This is a genomic window from Aquimarina sp. 433, from assembly GCF_054054605.1.
Genome location: NZ_JBSWZK010000001.1, coordinates 68972 through 89293 on the forward strand (window position 1 = coordinate 68972; position 20322 = coordinate 89293).

Sequence of the window (20322 nt, forward strand, 5' to 3'; positions counted from 1 at the left end):
TTCCTAAATTACTAACTCTCTACGGATAATTTTCGTTTAAAGAAATACCTATTAGATGTAAGATTTTTTTTCAATTTGATAAAAATGAAGTGTATCGTAAATGTTAGTCCCATAAACAATGGCATTAATAGAATTGTATCCAATTCATTCATACTTTGAAACCCAAAAAACATCATCCCCCAACAAATTAAAACCCATTGAATCAAATATAACGAGGTAACATGCTTACTACAATAATAAAAGGTTCTATTTACCCAATTGTTTTTAGTTTTTGCAAGCAACCAATGAAATAAAGACAATACCGCAAAGTTCCAACCTGTAAGGTAAATAACTCCTCCTGGTCCTAAATGGAAAAAATCATTGAAATGATACTCTTCATTTATAAACACTAAAGGCGCTCCAACGAGTATGCAGATGATACCGCCTATAAACATTCTCTTAAATAACTTATTTTGATCATAGTCCATTTCTATATACCATTGTCCAAAAAACATTCCTAATAGTATAAATGAAATCCAAGGAAATACAGAGAAATACACCCAGTATCCATCACTCCACAACAATTGAGTAATATAGCTTAATCCTACTATTCCTGATTGAAATTCTCTTAATTCTACAGATAAAAAAGCAATTATAATAGCCAATCCTAAAATCAAAAATTTATTTTTAAAATAAGCTCTTACAAATGCCAATATCAATAAGGATATTCCTGCTAATTGTAAGATATCGCCTGTTAGTAAGAGATACACATATTTTTCAATATCCAGGGGATTTTCCCAGCCATATGCAGCTATAAAACTATCTGGCATAAGCCCAATCAAAATGGGAACGAGAAACTTGAGAAAATTCATTAAATAAGCTACTCCAAGAATTAATATTCCACGTTTTACAGCACTTTGAATACTCTGATTTCTAGAGATCATAAAAGACACACCCATTGTTATTAGAAAAACTGGTGTACCTCTTCCTACAAAATGAATAAAATGTCCTAAAAAAGTATCTAACTGAACATTTTGTTGAGCATGAATCCATAAGGTATGTACCATTATCATGGCAATTACACTAAATCCTCTCCCAAAATCAATAGCTAAAATCCTATTGTTTTTTAGTGTCGCTTGTGATGTCTTTTTTTGTAGTTCCATGGTAGTTTGTTTGGATTTCTGTTAAAATTTTAAATACATTAAAATGGGTTACACTATAGCAACTTCTTCTTTGCCCCTTAAGTGATCTATGTTCTTAAACTGAGCTATGGGATTTTCTAAGGTTCCTTCTAAGATTAAACTTGCCATTGGATCTGCAAGATTCAGCATTTGTTGCGTGTTTTTAAGCTGTAATCTATTGAGACAACACCTATCAAATTCTGGTACAAAAAGATCATACCTATCAAACTTGGATTGTAATTCTGGATGCTCTTCTTGATAAGAATGAATACATAATGCAACTTCTTTCCAAAAATCTTCTTCTAGAAATGATAACTCTTTTTCCAAAATAGGAGCCAAAAACCTAAAAAAGCAATCAAAGACATCTGTAAAAATGCTTAAGATTTTCATCTTATCAGAAGTCTCGGTATACAATCGTTTTACCTTATTAGGCAATTCCAATTCTGGGTTAAAAACAATAACTTCTTCTGTGATATCTTTCATCAAAATTTTTACAGGAAGATGATTTTCTAATACCATAATAATGTTTTCGCCATGAGGCATAAAAACGAAACCATATTCATAAAAACAGTGTAATAAAGGCGACAGATAAGCACTTAAATATTTTCTGACCCAAAGGTTAACCTCACAAGAAGCAGCATTGATCAATGCTACAATTAAAGAGTTGCCAAGCGAATCCTTATGAAGTAACGCTGCCATAGTCATTAATTGTTGATTCTCGTGTATTTTGCTATGCGGACTTTCTCGCCATAAAGCAGATAACATTTTATTATGGGCATTTGTTTTGCCTAATAATTCATAATAGGTATTTTGAAAACCTACGGTAGCTACTTCACCTAGCATTGTGAAACCCTGTTTTTCTAAATATTGGTCTTTCTCCAACAAATCAGTTATCCAAGTGGTTATATGCGGTGTGCTTTGCATGTAAGAAGGCGAAAGTCCACGCATAAACCCCATATTTAAGATCGATAAGGACGTTTTGGTATACATCTTTTCAGGATTACTTTTATTATACAATGTCCTGATGGATTGTTGTGCAGAAAAATAATCCTCACCTTCTCCTAAAAACACCAAATTTTGATTTGCTATATCTGCAGCAAATACTTGAAGTATCTTATTATTCCATTGCCATGGATGCACAGGAATAAAAATATAAGAGCTTGTATCTAATCCTAAAGACTCTAATTTGGTATTAAATTTTGCTATTAATTGTATTCCAAGTTCTTCTTTTATAAAAGTTTTATACTCGTATGAATCTACTGAGGTAAAAGTAGTTTTACTCTTATGCCCCGCTATCCAATAGATTTTAAAAGGTGTATCTGCTTCTGGAGAGTATTGCAGATAATCCTGATGATCAAAACCTATTCTACCATTATTAGCTACAAAACAAGGGTGGCCTTCTGTCATCGCATGTTCGATAACTTGAAAGGAATTATTGACCAATTCTTTAGCAGAAAAAGTACTATTCACTTCTTTATAAGCAGCACTAGAAAGTGTACTAGAGATTTCTTCTAAGTATACTGGTAACAGGTGTTTTGGTATTTCCAAGGTATATACAAAGTCTACTACAAATTTTAATGCATCAATAGGCATTTGTTTATGATCGACTTTCTTAATGATAGATTGTGCATCCACATCCCAATGATCTAGTGCGTATATTTTGGCTTTAAATTCATAAACAATAGATGGATTATCAGCTTGCAGTTGATAGGTATTAAGTTGACTATGATTAGTTTGCTGAACTGGTTTTAAAAGTAATTCGTGGGCAAATTCACTAATCGCTTTGGCCACTAAAACGCTGTTTACTTTGGTCCAAGTAGTTGGATTAAGGTGAGTATCTGAGGTTTCTAGTTGGTTGGTATGTAAGTTGGTCATTGGATTATTATTTTCGTGCAGAGCTTTTTTCGCTATTTTATAATCTTCGGCTTCGCAAAAAGCTAAGGCGGCAGTTTTTTCAGGCAATTCTATTTCTTTTTGATAAACAAACCCTGCTTTCTTATTAAGCCTATGAATCTTTTCATTTCTGACATCTGGTTCCACAACTACTCTTTCCACTTCGGGTAATTGAAAAAAATATTCAAGCACCGTACTAAAAACATTCCAGGTAAATCCTGTAATCTTTTCTTCTGAGGGCGCAACCAAAATGTGCATCCCATAATCTGTGTCTTTAACAGCATAATGTTCTGCAACTCGATCGGTAGATGCCTTGTATTTTTCCATTAAAAAGATGGGAACTCCATTGTAAACACCTACAAATACATCATAATCCTTTCTGGAAACCAGTGTTTCATATTCCGACTGAACTTCAGCCAATGTACTATCCAGCATTCCCCAATACTTGGCATAGGGATTCGTTACCCATTGATGGATCGTATTAATGTCGCTATCAAAATCTAAATAACGTAGATGTATAGTTCCAAAATTTTCTATCGTCCTAGAGAACACGATATTTTGAATGGTTCCTATATTGTTCATAATATAAAGTGAATTATGAGATGACATTAACTAAATCTTTTCTATAGGCTGCAATTGGATTTTTCAATTTACCAGCAAACTGAAGTAAAGCGACAGGATCATCTAAATCAATCATCTGTTTATGATTGTTTAGTTGTAATCTATTCAAACAGGATAAGTGAAACTCTGGAGCGAACAAGTCATATTGCTGAAACTTTGCTTCTTTTTCTGGATAACGGTCTTGATATTCCTGAATTACCTGAGCAACAACTTTCCAAAATTCTGTTTCCTCGAAATCCGCATGTGCTTCTAATATTTGTGACATAAACCTGAAAAAACCATCGAATATATCTGTAAAAACAGATAATAGTTTCACGTCTTCTGGTACTGGAGCGTACATGCGTTTTAGATGGTCTGGTAGTATTACATCTGGACTTAAAATGCAAGCCTCTTCGGTAATATCTTTTAAAAATGCTTTTACAGGAATATGATCTTCTAAAACCATGATAATATTCTCTCCATGTGGCATAAACACCAAATCGAAATGATAAAAGCAATGTAAAAGTGGGCTCAAATACGCTTTCAAATACTTTTCTAGCCATCCTCCGATTGACAATCCAGACTTTTGAATAATCTTTGGCAGTAATGCTTCCCCTATGTGATCGACATGTAGGAAAGCTGCCATGGTCATGGCTTGTTCCTTTTCTGTAATATTTGCTGCTGGACTTTCTCGCCAAAGCGATGCTAACATTTTATTGTAATCATTGTGTGGTCCAAATTCTTCGAAATAAGGGTTTACATAACTTACAGAGGCAATTTCGCTGAGCATTCTAAAACCGGTTTCCTGAATATATGGATCTTCATATAACAACTCTTCTAACCAAACTGCCATTTTAGGAGCTGTACCCAAATAATATAAAGGAAGTCCTCTCATGAATCCCATGTTTAAAATGGAAAGTGCTGTTTTGGTATAGAACTTTTTGGGATTGGTATTATTAAATAAGGTTCTAATGGATTGCTGTGCTAGATATTGATCTGGACCGTATCCTAAACAAATTAAATTTCCTGTTGCAATCTCTGGTGAAAATATATTGGCTAACTTATTAAACCATTGCCAAGGGTGCATCGGAATGAAGAAATAGTCTTCTGGATCAAAACCTTTGTTTTGTATTGTTTCTTTAAATACTCGGATGGTATCCGCATCTAACTCTTGTTGTATTAGAGTTTCGTAGGGTAATGCGTGTATGCCTGCATACACCGCTCTACTTTTATGACCTGCTAACCAAAGTAATGAAAAAGAATTTCCAGCTTCAGGAGCGTACGACCTAAAATCACTACTATCAAAACCAATACGCCCATTATTAGCGACAAAACCAGGATGCCCCTCGGTCATGGACTGTTCGACAGTTTGAAAATCTGAGGTAGCAAGCTCTTCTGAAGTTGGATTTCCTTTTAAAAATTTAAATGCGCTTCCGTACAGCGTACTTATGATTTCTTCAAGATATACTGGCATTTGAGTATCTTTTATACCCAACTGTTTTCTAAATTCTTTAATAAACAGAATTCCATCGATACTAACAGATTCGCTCTCATTGTATTTTTTAATGGACTCTGAACGAATCCAAAGGTGATTTAATGCGAGTGGTTTTGCATTAAACTGGTATTGTATGGTAGGATTATCTGTTTTTAATATATAACTATTCCAGCCATTTTCTAGCCGTTCTAAAACAACAGGTTGTATCAAAAGTTCATGGCTAAATTCTGTAATGGCTTTCGTTACAAAAAGAGTATTCACTTTATTCCATACTTCTGGTTGTAAGTGAGCTATTGATTGTTGGGGTGAAACGGCATTGTCTAGTGTATTCATAGCACTTCTCTTATTTATTTTTGAAATTGACTTCATTTTGTCAAATGATTCCCTTGTTAAAAATGCGAGTTGCGCAGTTTTGTTTGGGAGTTCAATAATTTTATCTAACTGAAAACCTATGCGCTGGCATAGGGCAAACATCTTTTTATTACGGATATCAGGTTCTACTAGTATTCTGTCAACGTTGGGATCTTTAAAAACAAACTCCATGATGGCAGTGAACAAATACCAAGTAAAATTTGGAATCTTAACATGTGGCGGAGCCACAATAATATGAATCCCGCAGTCCCCATGTTGTGATGGATATAACGTATGTATGATATCTTCTTTAGGGTTATATCGTTCTAATACAAAGATTGGTTTCCCTTGAAATACACCTACAAAGACATCATAATGTTCTGGCTCCATCAATCGAGCATATTCTTGCCTTACTTGTTGTAGTGTATATCCTTGCATTCCCCAAAAAAATGCATAATCCATATTTACCCATTCTTGGAGAGTTTCTGAATCTTCAGATAACCGGAAAGGTCGTATTTCTATGGTTCCAAAATCGGAAAAGAACTTTGAGTAAATGCTGTGATATGAATGTAGAATATGGTTTTCTAATTTTTCCATTTAGAATATCTTATGATTTTAGGAGTAATTCAGAAGTCTGTTTTACACCTGTTTTAAAAATGAAATAGTACAATAATAAGGTAATCACAAAACCACCAAGCGCTACTATAAATGGAATTTGTAATCCGTTATATTCTACTAATAGACCTACAGAAAAAGAAGACAGCAATACGCCCAAATTTTGAAAAAAGTGAACTTTACTATAATCCATGGCATAAGAATCTGGTGTACTAAATTCAAAAAGCAATACATCAAATTTCACAACTCCTTGAAAAATAGCCCAACCATAAATAATTCTACCGATAATTACGGTCACCATATCAGGAATTCCTTGTAACAAAAGTCCAAGAATACCAAGCATTAATATTGGAATTATTGCTCCAAATTTGTTTTCTAATTGCTTTCCTTTTGTATTAATCCATAAAGCGATTAGGGCTACAAATCCGGGTATCGCATACATCATTCCAGAAATCAATTTGGAATTCTGTGAGGATATACTTTCCCAATAGCTTACAAAAAAAGGTCTTATCAAAAAGTCACTGAAATATAGAACCATCGTAATGATTCCTATTTTTAATATAAATCCTTTTGGGATTACCTTCTTTTTAGTTTCTGTATTAGTATTTTCTGGATCAGAAATTTTAGTAGTGTTATATTTTTTACTTCTTAAAAGAAAAGCACTCATACCCATTTGGATAAAATCTCCAAGTGCCATAATTAAAAATATATAACTCGCATTTATAAAATCTACTGTAGCTCCACCAATAACAGCTCCTAATATCCCGCCAAGATGTACCACTACTGATAATATTCCTATAGTAGTTGGATGTTCTGTTTTTGAAATAATTTTAAGGATATACGGATAGACTAATAAATAACTTCCCTTAAACAGCACCATCACTAATGAGATGATCCAGAAATTGACGTAAGAATCAGTTGCATAACAACAGAGCGCTAAAATTCCAGCAATACACTGGGTATATACTAGAATATGAAGCTCTGCTACTCTTTTAGAAACATATGCCCAGAACGGAAATGCAATCATCACCATAAAACAAATCGCTGCAAAATAATATCCTACCAGCTCTGGATTTTTAACTCCAAACCGAGCTTCAAAAAACTGTGGATAAAACGGATGCAACAAATAATCACTTACTACAGCTACCAATGTCATTATGATTAAGAAATTCTTCATCTAATTATACATTAGGATAACAATGATCTTTCCATCATAATTTCTTCATCTTCCGTTACTTCGAACTGCTGAAATGCGATACGTTTTTCAATCGGGTAATAATCTGTACCAGTCAGTTCCTTGATGATATAGGAATTACGATACGCAGCCATACCTAAATCTGGAGTAACAAAACCATGAGTATGTAGTTCTGCATTTTGCACAAAGATTTCGCTTGCTTGGTGATCAATAGCATAATTACGATGTACATCATATCTTCCTTGTTCGTCCCATCGAATTCGATCCTTAATACCCTCAATAAATTGTGGTAATTGATACTGATATCCTGTCGCAAGTACTAATCCTTCTGTAGTATGTTTATAGTACTTATCCTGTTCGTGTTGATGTATTTCTATATAAAATTTGTTTAATGTATCATCATAAACAGCACATTTTAACTCAGAATTAGTACGTAGATTGATGTTAATATTACCTTCTACAACTCTTTTGGTATAGATCATATCAAAAATAGCTGCAATAAGATCCTGATTGATTCCTTTATATAAGTGTTTTTGATTTTTAATCAATTGATTCCGCTTAGCACCTGATAGATTATAGAAATAATCCACATACTCCGGAGAAGTCATTTCTAAGGTTAATTTGGAATATTCCAACGGGAAAAATCTAGGAGATCTTGTAATCCAATTTAATTCATAACCTTTATCATCAATTTCCTGTAATAAATCATAAAAAATCTCAGCTGCACTCTGCCCACTGCCTACAACAGTTATCGATTTTTTGGATTGTAACTTTTCTTTATTTGGAAGATACGCACTAGAATGAATCGCTTCATTTTTTAAAATCTTACAGCAATCTGGCACATAAGGACTAGTGCCCGTACCTAATACGATTCTTTTGGTTTTGAAAACTTTTCTACCGTTTGTCTTTGTGCATTTAGAAAATACGGTATAACATTTTTCTTTTTCGCTATATGCAATTTCTAATACTTCTGTTGAAAACTGAACATTCGATAATTTACCTATCGCCCATTGACAATATTGATTGTATTCTTTTCGTAACAACAAAAAGTTTTCACGAATATAAAACGAGTAGATTCTACCCTGTTCTTTGATATAATTTAGAAAACTAAAAGGATTGGTTGGATCTGCTAAGGTTACCAAATCTGCCATAAAAGGAATCTGCAATGTAGTATCCTGAAGCATCATTCCTGGATGCCAATCAAATTGTTCTTTTTTATCTAGGAACAAACCATCCAATTCAGAAATAGGATCTGTTAAACATGCCAAACCTAAATTCATAGGACCTACTCCAACGGCTATAAAATCGAATATCTTTCCTTCTTTCTTCATGTTACTTTTCAATTAATGATGACTTTTCTGCTAGGTAACTCAGTCCTGTTTCCTTAATCATTTTAATGATATACAACAGATCATCAATGGTACTTTTCGGATTTAATAATGTAAACTTCAAATAGATTTTCTGGTCAAATTTTGTACTTGCTACAGAAGCTTGACCTGATTTGAATAAAGTATTTTTGATATATAAATTGATGGTATCTAACGTACTATCCAATTCAATTTCAGGATCTTTAAATCTAAATACCAATGTGCTTAGTTCTGGTTTATGGATAAGCTCAAAATATGGGTCATCCTTAATACTGTAATAGAGATCGAGTGCCAGATAATGTACTTTTTCTAGAAAAGCTCCAATGTTTTTCTCGCCTGTCATCTTTAGGGTAAACCAGAGTTTCAGCGCATCAAATCTTCTAGTTGTTTGAATAGACTTTTCTATCAGATTTGGACATTCCAAATCTCTATGCTCTAATGGGTTTAGATAATCTGCGTAGTACGAAACATATTTAAAATATTTCGTGTCATTTACTAAAAAGGCACTGGAACAAACTGGCTGAAACATGGTTTTATGAAAATCTATAGTTACAGAATTTGCATGTTCTATTCCCTTTAGAAGATGGCGATGCGTTTCAGTTAACACATAACTACCACCATAGGCTCCATCTACATGAAACCATATGTCATATTCTTTGGCAATTTTAGCAATGATATCAATCGGGTCAAAACTTCCAAAATCAGTAGTTCCTACTGTTGCTACAACTGCTACAGGTATATTTCCTAATTGTTTTTCCTTTTCAATTGCCTGTACTAATGCTTCTGGTTTCATCTTCATTTTCTCATCAGTACTCACTGGAATTACTGCGTCATATCCCATTCCCATTAATGCTGCATTCTTTTTAATGCTAAAATGTGCTTTATCCGAACAAAAAAATCGAAACTTAGATACCTCATCTGACCAGCCATTCTCTTTTAGATTCAGTCCAAAATGCCTAAAAGCATAATCATCTCTAGCTATCAATAATGCCATAAAATTGGATTGTGTACCTCCACTAGTAAACACTCCGTCTGATGTAGAAGGTAAATTCATTTTATTACAAATCCATCGAATCATTTCCTGTTCTATATAAGTTGCGGAAATACTCTGATCCCAGGTTTCAATTGCAGTATTTACTGAAGAAGCTATCAAATCGCCAACTAAGGCAGGTAGCAAGACAGGACAATTTAAATGTGCTACATAACTTGGATGATGAAAGGCAATGGTATGATCTAAATACAATTCCTTGATTTCTTCTAATGCCTGAGTGATCGAAAGTGTTTCATTATTATCAGAAGACAACAAGTGTTTTTTTTCCTCAAAATCACATATTTCTCCCGGATAAAAATGATCTCTATCCAAGAAAGACATTACGTATTGTAAAGCCTTATGAATATAATTTTCGTAAGTATATTTCGATTGCGCATCGAAAAAATGATCAACTTTTTGATCAACGGTCAAGTTCGTTTGAGTATCGAATAACATTATTATTTTTATTTGATCTAAATAAGTTTTACAAATGTAGATGCAAACAAAAATATATTTATGACGTATCTAGGATAAAAAAAGACGTAGTTAGTATATGAGGGAGTTTTTCATTACCATACTTCTATTTATCAACGCATTAAATCGTTTACAGAAGTAAAAGTTATTGCTAGGTAGATATACTAAAACAATATTTCCCTTAGTATCAATCCATTTCTAATATTATCCAAACTAACATTAACTACTTGATGGATTCATTAAAATCAATCTATACTTATTTTACTGCATTTTCAAATGCTTCAGCACCTCCAACAATAGGAATGGTAATAGATGTTTTATCGATATCAATGGTAAGTTCTGTTCCTGGTTCTGGCAATAAAGTAAACTGACTATCACTAGAAAAAATCATGAATCCAATTTGCTGTCCCTTTTTAATGATTTGATCATCTGGTTGTAGTTCAAAAGACAATTCATAAAATGCTCCTGGCTTAAGAGATTCACTATCCGTTAAGGATTTATGATTTTGCGGATCTGCCCAACCACGGGTAATGATATTATTTGTAATTTTTCTAGTTTTCTTTTTCCATGGGAGGGATACCAACCAAACAGAAAGATTTGCCGCTTCTTTACTACTAGCAAGTTTTATGTTTACTTTACAAGTTCCAGATATGTGAATATCTTCTTTTAGTATTGGCGTTGTATATAGTAAACGGTGATTAGATGATGGTATCATTGCTAACGAATCCCCAGAGAAATTATAGTTATCAATTAACTTTTCCAAGCCTTGTTTACTTGGTTTAGTCGCACTTAACATACCAGTTTCTTTACCTCCAGCATTTGGAAAAAAGGTTACATCCATAGCTTCAGGATTAGGATATTCTTTATAGGGTGTTGGTTTATCCTGTGGATCGTTTTCTCTAACAATCCAGGCGCGTGCATCTTTTTCGACTTCATTTTCTACTCCATGTAAATATCTAGTAAACCATTTATTCATCATCGTCATTGGTGGTGGACCGCCATGTCCATTCTGATGATAATAGATCTGAGAAGGAATTCCCATTTCTTTTGCTTTCTTATAGATTCTATAACTATGTTCTGGCATTACATTCCAATCATTAAAACCATGTGACATTAATAGTGCAGCTTTCATAGGTTTCATATGATTTAAGTAATCTCTGCCAGCCCAAAAATCATTATAATCACCTGTTATTCTATCCATCCCATTTTTCATCTCCGTATCTCGCACTGTCTTATTATTATAAGGACGTTTCGATTCATCTCCACTATGAATAAAATCATATAATACATCAATATCTTCTCCTAAATACCCACCTGGAGAACGTACTAATCCATTAGATCTATAGTAATGATAATAAGAAGTATTAGGTGCAACAGGAATAATAGCTTCTAAACCTTTTACTCCCGTAGTTGCCGCTGCTAAAGGAATTGTTCCATTATAAGAAGTTCCCGTCATCCCCACTTTTCCTGTAGACCAATATGCCTTTACCTTCTTTCCTCCTACTGGTTCTGAAAATCCGTCAATACGACCACACAACCAATCAATCACTGCTTTTGGAGCTAAGGATTCATTATCGCCTCCTACGGTAGGAGCTCCTTGTGATAATCCTGTTCCTGGAGAAGAAGAATGTACTACAATATATCCTCTTGGAACCCATTTATGAATATGTGAATTGGAAATGATTGGTCTTTGTCCTCTTCTTACAACCTCTACATGCGTTCTTGGTTTTGGTTGCGCTCCAAGTTCATGCTGTACATCCCAAAACAACCCTTCTGCATTAGCAGCTACTCCTGCAAAATAAGGACTAGACACATAAATAACAGGCAACTTTAATCCTTCTTCTTCCGTTTGATATGGACGTGTTACCGAGACATGCATTCTATCTAAGGCTCCATCACCGTCGGTATCAAATTCTGTAGGCACCCATAAATCATGACGAATCCACTTTCCAGGATTATTAAAAGCTTCTACAATTTGTGCTTCGCCGTCTTTAAATACAGGAACCGCTTTTTCTTGTGCAGTTATGAGTGTTACTAGGAATAGAAATACTATAAGAAAACGAGTATTATTTTTATGAGTCATTACAATTGAGATTTGTTACTACGATCATCTCTAGTCAGATGTAAAAGATTTCCATATAGAAATGGCAATCTAATTTTAGTATATAACAAATATAGAATACAAATATGATTTTTTCCTTTTCTAAAGAAAAAAGGAGAAAATTGTTCTATTTAAAAAAACCTACAACTGCATTGTAGGCTTTTCAATTCTCATGAACCAAACCCCTATAATTCACTTAAATCTATATTCTAGCTCCAAACCACTGGCATAAACACAGTCATTTCCGCCTGTCCCCTATTGCTCCAAGCGAAATAAGGAACCAGTTGAGCTTTGTAAGTAGTCCAATCAGGTCGTTTTACCACATTATAAATATCATTTGATTTATCTGAGCGAATCAAAATTTCACCTTCTATAGTTGTCACTCCTCCCAAGAAATCTTCTCTATGATTTGCTTTAAAATCTTCACTTCCTTTTATATAAACATCTAAAATACTAGTATTCTCAGGTAGATCAGGAGATTCTATACAATAAACGATCGGACCTCTTTTTATCGCTATTTGATTACGAATTTCTTCTATACGCGGATGACCTTCTACAAAAGTGATTTCCATTGGCATATCTAAAACGATCACATCACCTGCTTTCCATGCGCGATTTACTACTGCATATTTTCCAGGAACAACATCTATGGTCACCGTTTCACCATTAACTTTTAAAGTACTTCCAGTTGCCCAAATCGGAATTCTGATTTTTATTTCAAAATCAGTCGTCTTACATTCTTCGACAGTAATTTTCACAATACCTTTCCATGGGTACTCTGTATCTTGTTTCAGTATAATCTTGGATCCATCAATCATAGCAGTATTCAAATGATTCCCTCCGAATAAATTTACCGATACTCCATTATCTGTAAGACTATAAGCCCATCCAGAAAGTTTGGCCAGTGTTCTTACTAAATTTGGGGGACAACAAAAACAATCTAAATATGGTTTTCTATAGGGTGTTTCTGTAATATTTTCATGCGCTTGATAATCTCTGGTATTATGAATCATACGAAGCGGATTTGCATAAAAATAATCTTTCCCTTCTATGCCTATCCCTGATAACGCACTATTATATAAAACTAACTCGATAATATCAGCATATTTCGATGCTCCATGAATTTGTAGCATTCGATAACTGAACATGGCGTTACAGAGATTGGCACAGGTTTCATTGTATGCGGTCATATTAGGCATCATATATTCATCGATAAAACCTTCTTCGATCATATCCAGATTGGTAGAAGCTCCATAATGCGCTTGACCAACAGCTCCAGTAACATACATTTTTTTACCGGTCACATTTTCCCATAATCGATCCAACGCATCAATTAGAGCTTTTTCTCCAGTTTCTGCATATACATCAGCAGCTCCAGCATAGTAGTACAAGGCAAGAACAGCATGCCCCACAGCTTCTGTAGCCTCTCTTAAGGGTGTTCTTTCTTGTACCATATCGCCAATTGGATATCCTTCGGTAGTAGAGTGATGTTCTACTTCATATTTTCCTCTATTATCAATAAAGCGTTTTGCCAGGCTCAAGTATTTTTCCTCTTTGGTAATCCTATACAGTTCTACCAATCCCATTATCTGCGTTTGGTTAAACCCAAAACGCCCATAATGTTTTGTTTCTGGCATAAAAATGGTGCACAACAGATCCGCTTGTTTTATAGCTATATCTAATAAACTTCTTTGTTGAGTTGCTTTAAAATGAACACAAGCACTGATCAAAAGATGACCTATATTGTACATCTCATGATATTTTCTATTTTCGAATCGATCAACTCCATCAGTAGTTTGCACATATGTATGAATATATCCGTCTTCTTCCTGTGCATCGCCAATGATTTGAATATATTCATCCAATTTTTCTAATAACTTATGGTCTTTAGTTTTAGCATAAACATATGCTTCTGCCTCTAAAAACTTATAGAAGTCTCCATCATGCCAGAACATCCCTTGGTGTTTTCCTGTTTGTTTTCCTGCCGCTATTTTAAAGTTATTCAATGCATGACCAATATCTCCACATAATACCTCTCCCATATACGGTAGCATTGTCTCATACAATTTATCAAACTTACTTCCCCAGAAACCGTCCGTCCATTCACAATCTGTTACTTCTAAGGCTCTCATTTTGTTAAATGGGCTTCCCACAGATTTTAATTCATCTCTTTTCTCTATTTCCAAATCAATATTCATCATTGTAAGGTTTATACTTTATTAAGTTGGTTTAATCTACTTGTAATTAGGTGTTAATTCAGTTTAAAAGTTTCTTCAAACTTTGGCATTTTCATTTTATACCAATTTTCTTCAGTTTCCTCATCATGAAACCATTCGGGATCCGAATGTGTTTTTGCCCATTCATTTGATTTTTCAATCAATTCCTTTAGTATATCGGGATGTTGATTACTGATATCATTCTCTTCTCCAATATCTTTTTCGATATCATACAATTTCCAAGGAGCACGTTCAGGTTTATATGCTTTCCAATGATCTAAACGAACTCCTACCTCATTGCTTGTTTTTCTATGTCTAAGTGTAAGAATCGGTGCTCCTTTTCTAGGATTTCCCCCTACGATCAGATCACTCCATATATCTTTTCCGTCCACTATTTTGTGATCAGGCAATTCTATCTTGGCTAATCCTGCGAATGTAGGATAAAAGTCTAAAGCAGATACTGGATAATCAAAAGTCTTCCCTTTTGTTATTTTTTTTGGCCAATGAAAAAACATGGGAACACGAATTCCTCCTTCAGATGTATTTCCTTTTCTTCCTCTTAACGGAAAATTATTTCCACCTTGATCTGTCCTACCTCCATTATCACTTAGGAATACAATAAGCGTATTTTCTAATTGTTCGGTTTTTTCTAAAGTATTTATTAGCTGTCCTACTCCTCTATCAACGGCATGTACCATAGCAGCATAGGTCTTTCTTTTTTCATCTTTGATATGAGCATATACTTTCAAATCTTCTTCTTTAGCTTCTAAAGGAGTATGTGGAGCATTATAAGAAAGATACAGAAAGAAAGGGGATTCTTTCTCTGAAGCTTTGTTTACAAATTTTGATGCTTCACGAGATAATGCATCGGTGATGTACTCATTTTCATCAACTTCGGCTCCATTATATTCTAAAGGCGTAATATAATCCCAAATTTCTGTATTACCAGCATCCTTCTGTTCTTGATATGCTGCTTTAAATTGCTCTGGAAAATAATTATGTCCTCCTCCTAAAAAACCATAAAAGTCATCAAAACCCCTATTGTTAGGATGATATTTAGTTATAGTTCCAAGATGCCATTTACCAATAGCCCCTGTATAATATCCTGCTTGCTGAAGTACTTTACTAATAAAAGTTTCTTGCAATGAAATTCCTTTTTCTGCATTATTATGTGCTCTTGGTAAGTTATACTGAGAACCTATTTGATGTGGGTATCTTCCTGTCATCAATGCTGCTCTACTAGGACCGCAAAAAGGATGTGCTACATAAGCCGATGAAAAAATGATTCCATTGCTGGCCAAAGCATCTAATTCTGGTGTTTTAATATCCTCAGAACCATTGAATCCTACATCAGAATATCCAAGATCATCACATAAAATTAATACAATATTAGGTCGATCACTCTTGGATGATTCTATAATATTTTGATTATTAACCTCAACCTGCACACTTCTTTTACATGAAGTATTCCATGTTACGATCCATAAACAAATTAAAATCCTATATATATTAGAATTCATACTATTATCGTTTTATCATCCCTTTAATTTCCTTAAAATGCCGTGCTAAAAACTTCAAATCATTATGAGCAATAGCCTTCTTATCAAAAAGAGAACTTCCCATCCCTACACCTTGGCATCCTATTGCAAAGAAATCTGCTATATTATTCTTAGAAACACCTCCAGTAGGCAATAATTTAATCTCCTTCAAAGGTCCTTTTACGTCTTTTATAAACTGAGTCCCGAGTTGAGTGGCAGGAAATATTTTTACCATATCAGCTCCTAAACTCCATGCTTTATAAATTTCTGTTGGTGTAAAGGCTCCAGGGAACACAGGGATTTTTTCAGTTACACATGTTGTAATCACTTCTTCATTTGTAATAGGAGTAACAATAAACTGTGCTCCTACTTGTAAAGCTTCTTCTAATTCTTTCATGGTACAAACTGTACCTGCTCCAATATTCAATTCCGGAAAACTATCGAGCAACTCCTTAATTGTGCTGGTTGCGTTAGGTGAGTTCATGGTAATTTCTACTGTAGAAAATCCGCTTTCTTTATATACAGGCATAATATTCATGACAGTATCTAAAGAGTAACCGCGAAGAATCCCAACGATTGGTGTACTTTCAAATCTTTCCCAAGAAAATTTTTGATCAAGCATAAGACTGTGCTATTTTTTTTTGCCCTATTAATAGTGCATTATCTATAATTTCTGGTCTAAAACAAGTAAATCTCTCAGGTGGCAAATTGGAAACCAACGCAAGCAAATAAAGCTCTCGAAGCATTCCTGAGGCACCCAAAAAGATTTTTTGATCATTTTTCTTTAGGTAAGAAAGCTCGCTACCTATAATCAATCCGGAGAGAAAATAAAAATTCATTTCCTTTGAAGTACTCTTCAATATATCACTACCTCTAATAGAAAAAAGCGCTTTCATAAATTCATCGTTTATTCCTTTTTGTACTCCTTCTAGAAAAATCCCAGAGAACTTTGGATCCCACTCGGTATTTTTTACTGATAATGATAATAAACCTGTCGTACTTAAAATTTCAAAAAGCTCTCCGCTCATGAAAGTGGAAAAATCAATAATATCATCTCCAGAAAATCTAATATGCTTAGAATGCGTTCCTGGTAAAATAATTACCCCTTCGGACGCATCTGATATATAATCTATAATTCCAATTGCTTGAGCTTCTTCACCTCTCATGACATCCGATTCTGTTTGAATTCCAGATATTAACAATGTTTGGATCTTATGATCTAATGAAAACAAAGAACAATTGATATTTGCTCCATTAAATGATTGCGGAACTGATGCATATGGCAACGCTTTCATTCCTATAGAGGAAGTTATCATTCCAGAAGCTATGATCAATATATCATCCTTAGGTAGCTCAGTAAATACATCCAACTGTTCCAATAAGTAATTTCTAAAAAAATCTTCTCGTGATACTTCCTTCTGGTTCAGAGATTGTTGATACAATTTGCTTACTCCTAAATTTGTCTTGTGTTCTTGGATTATTGCTAAATCTTCTGAATCCACCAGCCTTATTCTAAAATTAGAGGTACCCCAATCACAACTTACAAATTGTTCTGGTAAATTCATTTTTACAGTTGTTTAGTAACTCTCTTTCTAATCAAATAATCATCTAGTGCAAACACAGAACAATCAACCCCGATTCCACTATTTTTTATTCCTCCGTGAGGAAGGTAGATATCATATTTGAATCCATTGAGGTGAACCTCTCCAAATTCCAGTTCTTCCGTGAATTGACGAAGTGTATTCTCATTCGATGAGTATACATAAGAAGCAAGACCAACATCCACACTATTTGCTAACGTAATACTTTCTTTTATTGAAGAAAAAGAAGTGATAAATGCTACTGGTCCGAAAATTTCTTGTTGTAATATTTTTGCTTCATTATTTTCAAAAGCTATAACTGTAGGTTCATAATAGTACCCCTCTCTTTCTACTCTGTCGCCTCCATATAATAATTCACCGCCTTCTTCTCGTGCCACTTTTACGATATCACTCACCTTTTTTAGAGACTGCTTATTCGCTAGAGGTCCCATTAAAACTGTAGCCTCTTCATCTTTACCATAACCAATTCCTATTTCTTTAACTTGCTGAACAAATTTTTCTACAAATTTTTCAAAAACGGAATCTTCAATATAAAATCTATTTGGTGCTACACATACCTGACCGCTATTCCCAAATTTTAAGGCTACTCCATCAGATACAGCTTTATCAATATCAGCATCTGCAAACACCACAAAAGGAGCATTACCGCCACACTCCATACTGAAACGCTTGATGGATGTTTTACTACTCTGTTCCATTAATTTCTGAGCTGTTTCCGTAGAACCAATCATCGTAATTAATTTCGGGATAGTACTCTCGCATAATGGAATCCCGACATCCTCTACATCACCACATATGACATTGATGACCCCTTTCGGGAAATCAATTTCTTCACAAATTTCTCCAATCATGTATGCTGAGAGTGGAGAAAACTCAGAAGGTTTTAAAATAATACTGCATCCAGCGGCTAATGCCGGACCGAGTTTAAACCCTAAATTCAATAATGGAAAATTATACGCTAAAAAAGCAACCACTACTCCTACAGGTTGATGAATTATTTTATGTGCATGAGTACCTTCTTTATCAGCAATTGGAATATCAATTTTATTCTTGATCTCTTCTGAGTAGAATGCTAAAGAGTTCGTGATACTATTAATATCTTCTTCAGAACCTTTCCAACTTTTACCCATTTCATACATCATCATCTCTCTAAGAACCTCCGACTTTTCCAAAATTTTATCTCGTAATTTTAAAATCCACTCTTCGCGGTCTTCAACTGATAATTTAGACCAATACAGAAATCCTTTTTGAGCTGCATCTATCGTTTTTAGTGTATCTACTTTTGTCGCCCAACTTAAGGTAGCTACAGTGGTTTCATCTAAAGGAGAAACTACATCAAAACTCTTATTATCTGTAGCATTAATCAGTTCTCCGTTGATATATAATTTTTTATGTCCAAAGTCCATGTGTCTTTTCTATTGTATATTTTTCAATTACTTCTTCATTAATTGTAAAGCCTAAACCAACAATATTCTCATCTTGTTTTATGATTCCATTATCGAAAATTATAGAATTATTCGTTAACTCTTCTCTTAATAAATTTTCCGTTCGATCATGTTCTATGTAAAATCTTGGTTCTCGTAAACGACCAGGAATAATATCTAAGTTCATAATAAAATGCAATGCTGCTGCAAAAGCAATTCCACTTCCCCATGTATGTGGAACAATTTCAATTCCATAAACCGATGCTAATGTGGCAATTCTCTTCGCTTCTGTAAGTCCTCCCGCTGCACAAATATCTGGCTGTAAGACATCAATTGCTTTAGCGTCTAAAAGCGTTTGAAAACCATAACGTAAATATTCACATTCTCCTGCAGCTATGGGAATTGAAGTTCTTTTTCTTAATTCCTCAAACTGCCCATAATATTCTGGAGAAAGTGGTTCTTCAAACCAACTTATATTATATTGCTCCACTGCCAGTGCTAATTGTATTGCTTCTTTTAAATTATAAGCATGATTAGCATCAATCATTAAGGCTATATCTGGACCAATGGCCTCTCTGACTGCCTTAACATGTTCTATATCTTTTTCAATAGTAAAGCCTACTTTCATTTTAATCGCTTTATACCCAAGATCTGCGTATTGCTTTGCTTCTATTGAAAGAGACTCCGTTAGATTATTGTTATTTGTAAAATACAAGCCTGTTGCATATGGCGTAATAAAATCTCTCTTCTTACCACCTAACAACGTATATACCGGTAGTTCTAAAATTTTACCTTTAAGATCCCACAAAGCAACATCAATAGCACTAATTGCAGCAACGAAAATTCCTTTTCTGGCATAATCTAAGGTTCTTCGATACATTAGATCCCATAAGGTTTCCGTTTCTAAAGGATTTTTTCCTATTAGATAAGGAGCTAGATAATCGATACCAGCTTTTAGAACATTCGCTGGTCCATACCCTTCGCCCCAACCCACATGACCAGAATCAGAGGTAATTTTTACTATACATATACGCCTTTCTGAATACTCCCATTGCGAAAAAGAAAAGCTTTCTTTTAGAGTATCAACGAGAACAAAACTTTCTATTGATTTAATCTTCACTATATTAATTGTTGTAGATTATTTAATTTGAATTTAGTGCTTAAAAATTAGGATACTCGAAATCTCATTATGATCTTTTGAGTATTATTTTAAATTTTAACAAATTAAATGGATATCAAACAATCCGAACAGGTTGATCTTA

General features: G+C 34.1%; 13 protein-coding genes. All 13 read right to left on the reverse strand.

Annotated elements, in window-relative coordinates:
* Positions 1-11: 11 nt before the first annotated feature.
* The 13 genes from ACWNT5_RS00340 to ACWNT5_RS00400 all read right to left on the reverse strand — a co-directional run bounded on the left by ACWNT5_RS00340 (position 12) and on the right by ACWNT5_RS00400 (position 20180).
* On the reverse strand, positions 12-1142 hold the full coding sequence (locus tag ACWNT5_RS00340; protein ID WP_456516274.1) for a heparan-alpha-glucosaminide N-acetyltransferase domain-containing protein: 1131 nt from the start codon (positions 1140-1142) through the stop codon (positions 12-14).
* A gap of 48 nt (positions 1143-1190) precedes the next feature.
* Positions 1191-3635, reverse strand: coding sequence for a GNAT family N-acetyltransferase (locus ACWNT5_RS00345; protein WP_456516275.1), 2445 nt, complete (start codon positions 3633-3635; stop codon positions 1191-1193).
* A 13-nt stretch (positions 3636-3648) separates the two neighbouring features.
* Positions 3649-6096: a GNAT family N-acetyltransferase gene (locus ACWNT5_RS00350; RefSeq protein ID WP_456516276.1), complete on the reverse strand. Its 2448-nt coding sequence runs from the start codon at positions 6094-6096 to the stop codon at positions 3649-3651.
* Positions 6097-6106: 10 nt separating this feature from the next.
* On the reverse strand, positions 6107-7291 hold the full coding sequence (locus ACWNT5_RS00355; RefSeq protein WP_456516277.1) for an MFS transporter: 1185 nt from the start codon (positions 7289-7291) through the stop codon (positions 6107-6109).
* A gap of 11 nt (positions 7292-7302) precedes the next feature.
* A complete protein-coding gene (locus ACWNT5_RS00360; protein WP_456516278.1) occupies positions 7303-8640 on the reverse strand; it encodes a lysine N(6)-hydroxylase/L-ornithine N(5)-oxygenase family protein in 1338 nt (445 codons plus the stop codon).
* A 1-nt stretch (position 8641) separates the two neighbouring features.
* Positions 8642-10162 carry a pyridoxal phosphate-dependent decarboxylase family protein gene (locus ACWNT5_RS00365; protein WP_456516279.1) on the reverse strand — a complete coding sequence of 507 codons (1521 nt, stop codon included), beginning with the start codon at positions 10160-10162 and terminating at the stop codon, positions 8642-8644.
* Positions 10163-10436: 274 nt separating this feature from the next.
* Positions 10437-12263, reverse strand: a complete 1827-nt coding sequence (locus tag ACWNT5_RS00370) for a Xaa-Pro dipeptidyl-peptidase (RefSeq protein ID WP_456516280.1) — start codon at positions 12261-12263, stop codon at positions 10437-10439.
* Positions 12264-12490: 227 nt separating this feature from the next.
* Entirely contained in the window at positions 12491-14479 is a 1989-nt protein-coding gene (locus tag ACWNT5_RS00375; RefSeq protein WP_456516281.1) for a glycoside hydrolase family 127 protein, read from the reverse strand.
* A gap of 53 nt (positions 14480-14532) precedes the next feature.
* Positions 14533-16017 (reverse strand): sulfatase family protein, encoded by a 1485-nt coding sequence (locus ACWNT5_RS00380; protein WP_456516282.1) that lies wholly within the window; start codon positions 16015-16017, stop codon positions 14533-14535.
* Positions 16018-16021: 4 nt separating this feature from the next.
* A complete protein-coding gene (locus ACWNT5_RS00385; RefSeq protein ID WP_456516283.1) occupies positions 16022-16657 on the reverse strand; it encodes a bifunctional 4-hydroxy-2-oxoglutarate aldolase/2-dehydro-3-deoxy-phosphogluconate aldolase in 636 nt (211 codons plus the stop codon).
* Entirely contained in the window at positions 16650-17600 is a 951-nt protein-coding gene (locus tag ACWNT5_RS00390) for a 2-dehydro-3-deoxygalactonokinase (protein WP_456516284.1), read from the reverse strand. The genes ACWNT5_RS00385 and ACWNT5_RS00390 overlap by 8 nt, the downstream gene beginning before the upstream one ends.
* Positions 17601-17602: 2 nt before the next feature.
* A complete protein-coding gene (locus tag ACWNT5_RS00395; RefSeq protein WP_456516285.1) occupies positions 17603-19042 on the reverse strand; it encodes an aldehyde dehydrogenase family protein in 1440 nt (479 codons plus the stop codon).
* Entirely contained in the window at positions 19026-20180 is a 1155-nt protein-coding gene (locus tag ACWNT5_RS00400; protein ID WP_456516286.1) for a mandelate racemase/muconate lactonizing enzyme family protein, read from the reverse strand. The genes ACWNT5_RS00395 and ACWNT5_RS00400 overlap by 17 nt, the downstream gene beginning before the upstream one ends.
* Positions 20181-20322: the final 142 nt, after the last annotated feature.

Bases quoted from the DNA above. Each gene is read 5' to 3' on its own strand.
- ACWNT5_RS00340 (WP_456516274.1), bottom strand. From the start codon at position 1,142: ATGGAACTACAAAAAAAGACATCACAAGCGACACTAAAAAACAATAGG.
- ACWNT5_RS00345 (WP_456516275.1), bottom strand. From the start codon at position 3,635: ATGAACAATATAGGAACCATTCAAAATATCGTGTTCTCTAGGACGATA.
- ACWNT5_RS00350 (WP_456516276.1), bottom strand. From the start codon at position 6,096: ATGGAAAAATTAGAAAACCATATTCTACATTCATATCACAGCATTTAC.
- ACWNT5_RS00355 (WP_456516277.1), bottom strand. From the start codon at position 7,291: ATGAAGAATTTCTTAATCATAATGACATTGGTAGCTGTAGTAAGTGAT.
- ACWNT5_RS00360 (WP_456516278.1), bottom strand. From the start codon at position 8,640: ATGAAGAAAGAAGGAAAGATATTCGATTTTATAGCCGTTGGAGTAGGT.
- ACWNT5_RS00365 (WP_456516279.1), bottom strand. From the start codon at position 10,162: ATGTTATTCGATACTCAAACGAACTTGACCGTTGATCAAAAAGTTGAT.
- ACWNT5_RS00370 (WP_456516280.1), bottom strand. From the start codon at position 12,263: ATGACTCATAAAAATAATACTCGTTTTCTTATAGTATTTCTATTCCTA.
- ACWNT5_RS00375 (WP_456516281.1), bottom strand. From the start codon at position 14,479: ATGAATATTGATTTGGAAATAGAGAAAAGAGATGAATTAAAATCTGTG.
- ACWNT5_RS00380 (WP_456516282.1), bottom strand. From the start codon at position 16,017: ATGAATTCTAATATATATAGGATTTTAATTTGTTTATGGATCGTAACA.
- ACWNT5_RS00385 (WP_456516283.1), bottom strand. From the start codon at position 16,657: ATGCTTGATCAAAAATTTTCTTGGGAAAGATTTGAAAGTACACCAATC.
- ACWNT5_RS00390 (WP_456516284.1), bottom strand. From the start codon at position 17,600: ATGAATTTACCAGAACAATTTGTAAGTTGTGATTGGGGTACCTCTAAT.
- ACWNT5_RS00395 (WP_456516285.1), bottom strand. From the start codon at position 19,042: ATGGACTTTGGACATAAAAAATTATATATCAACGGAGAACTGATTAAT.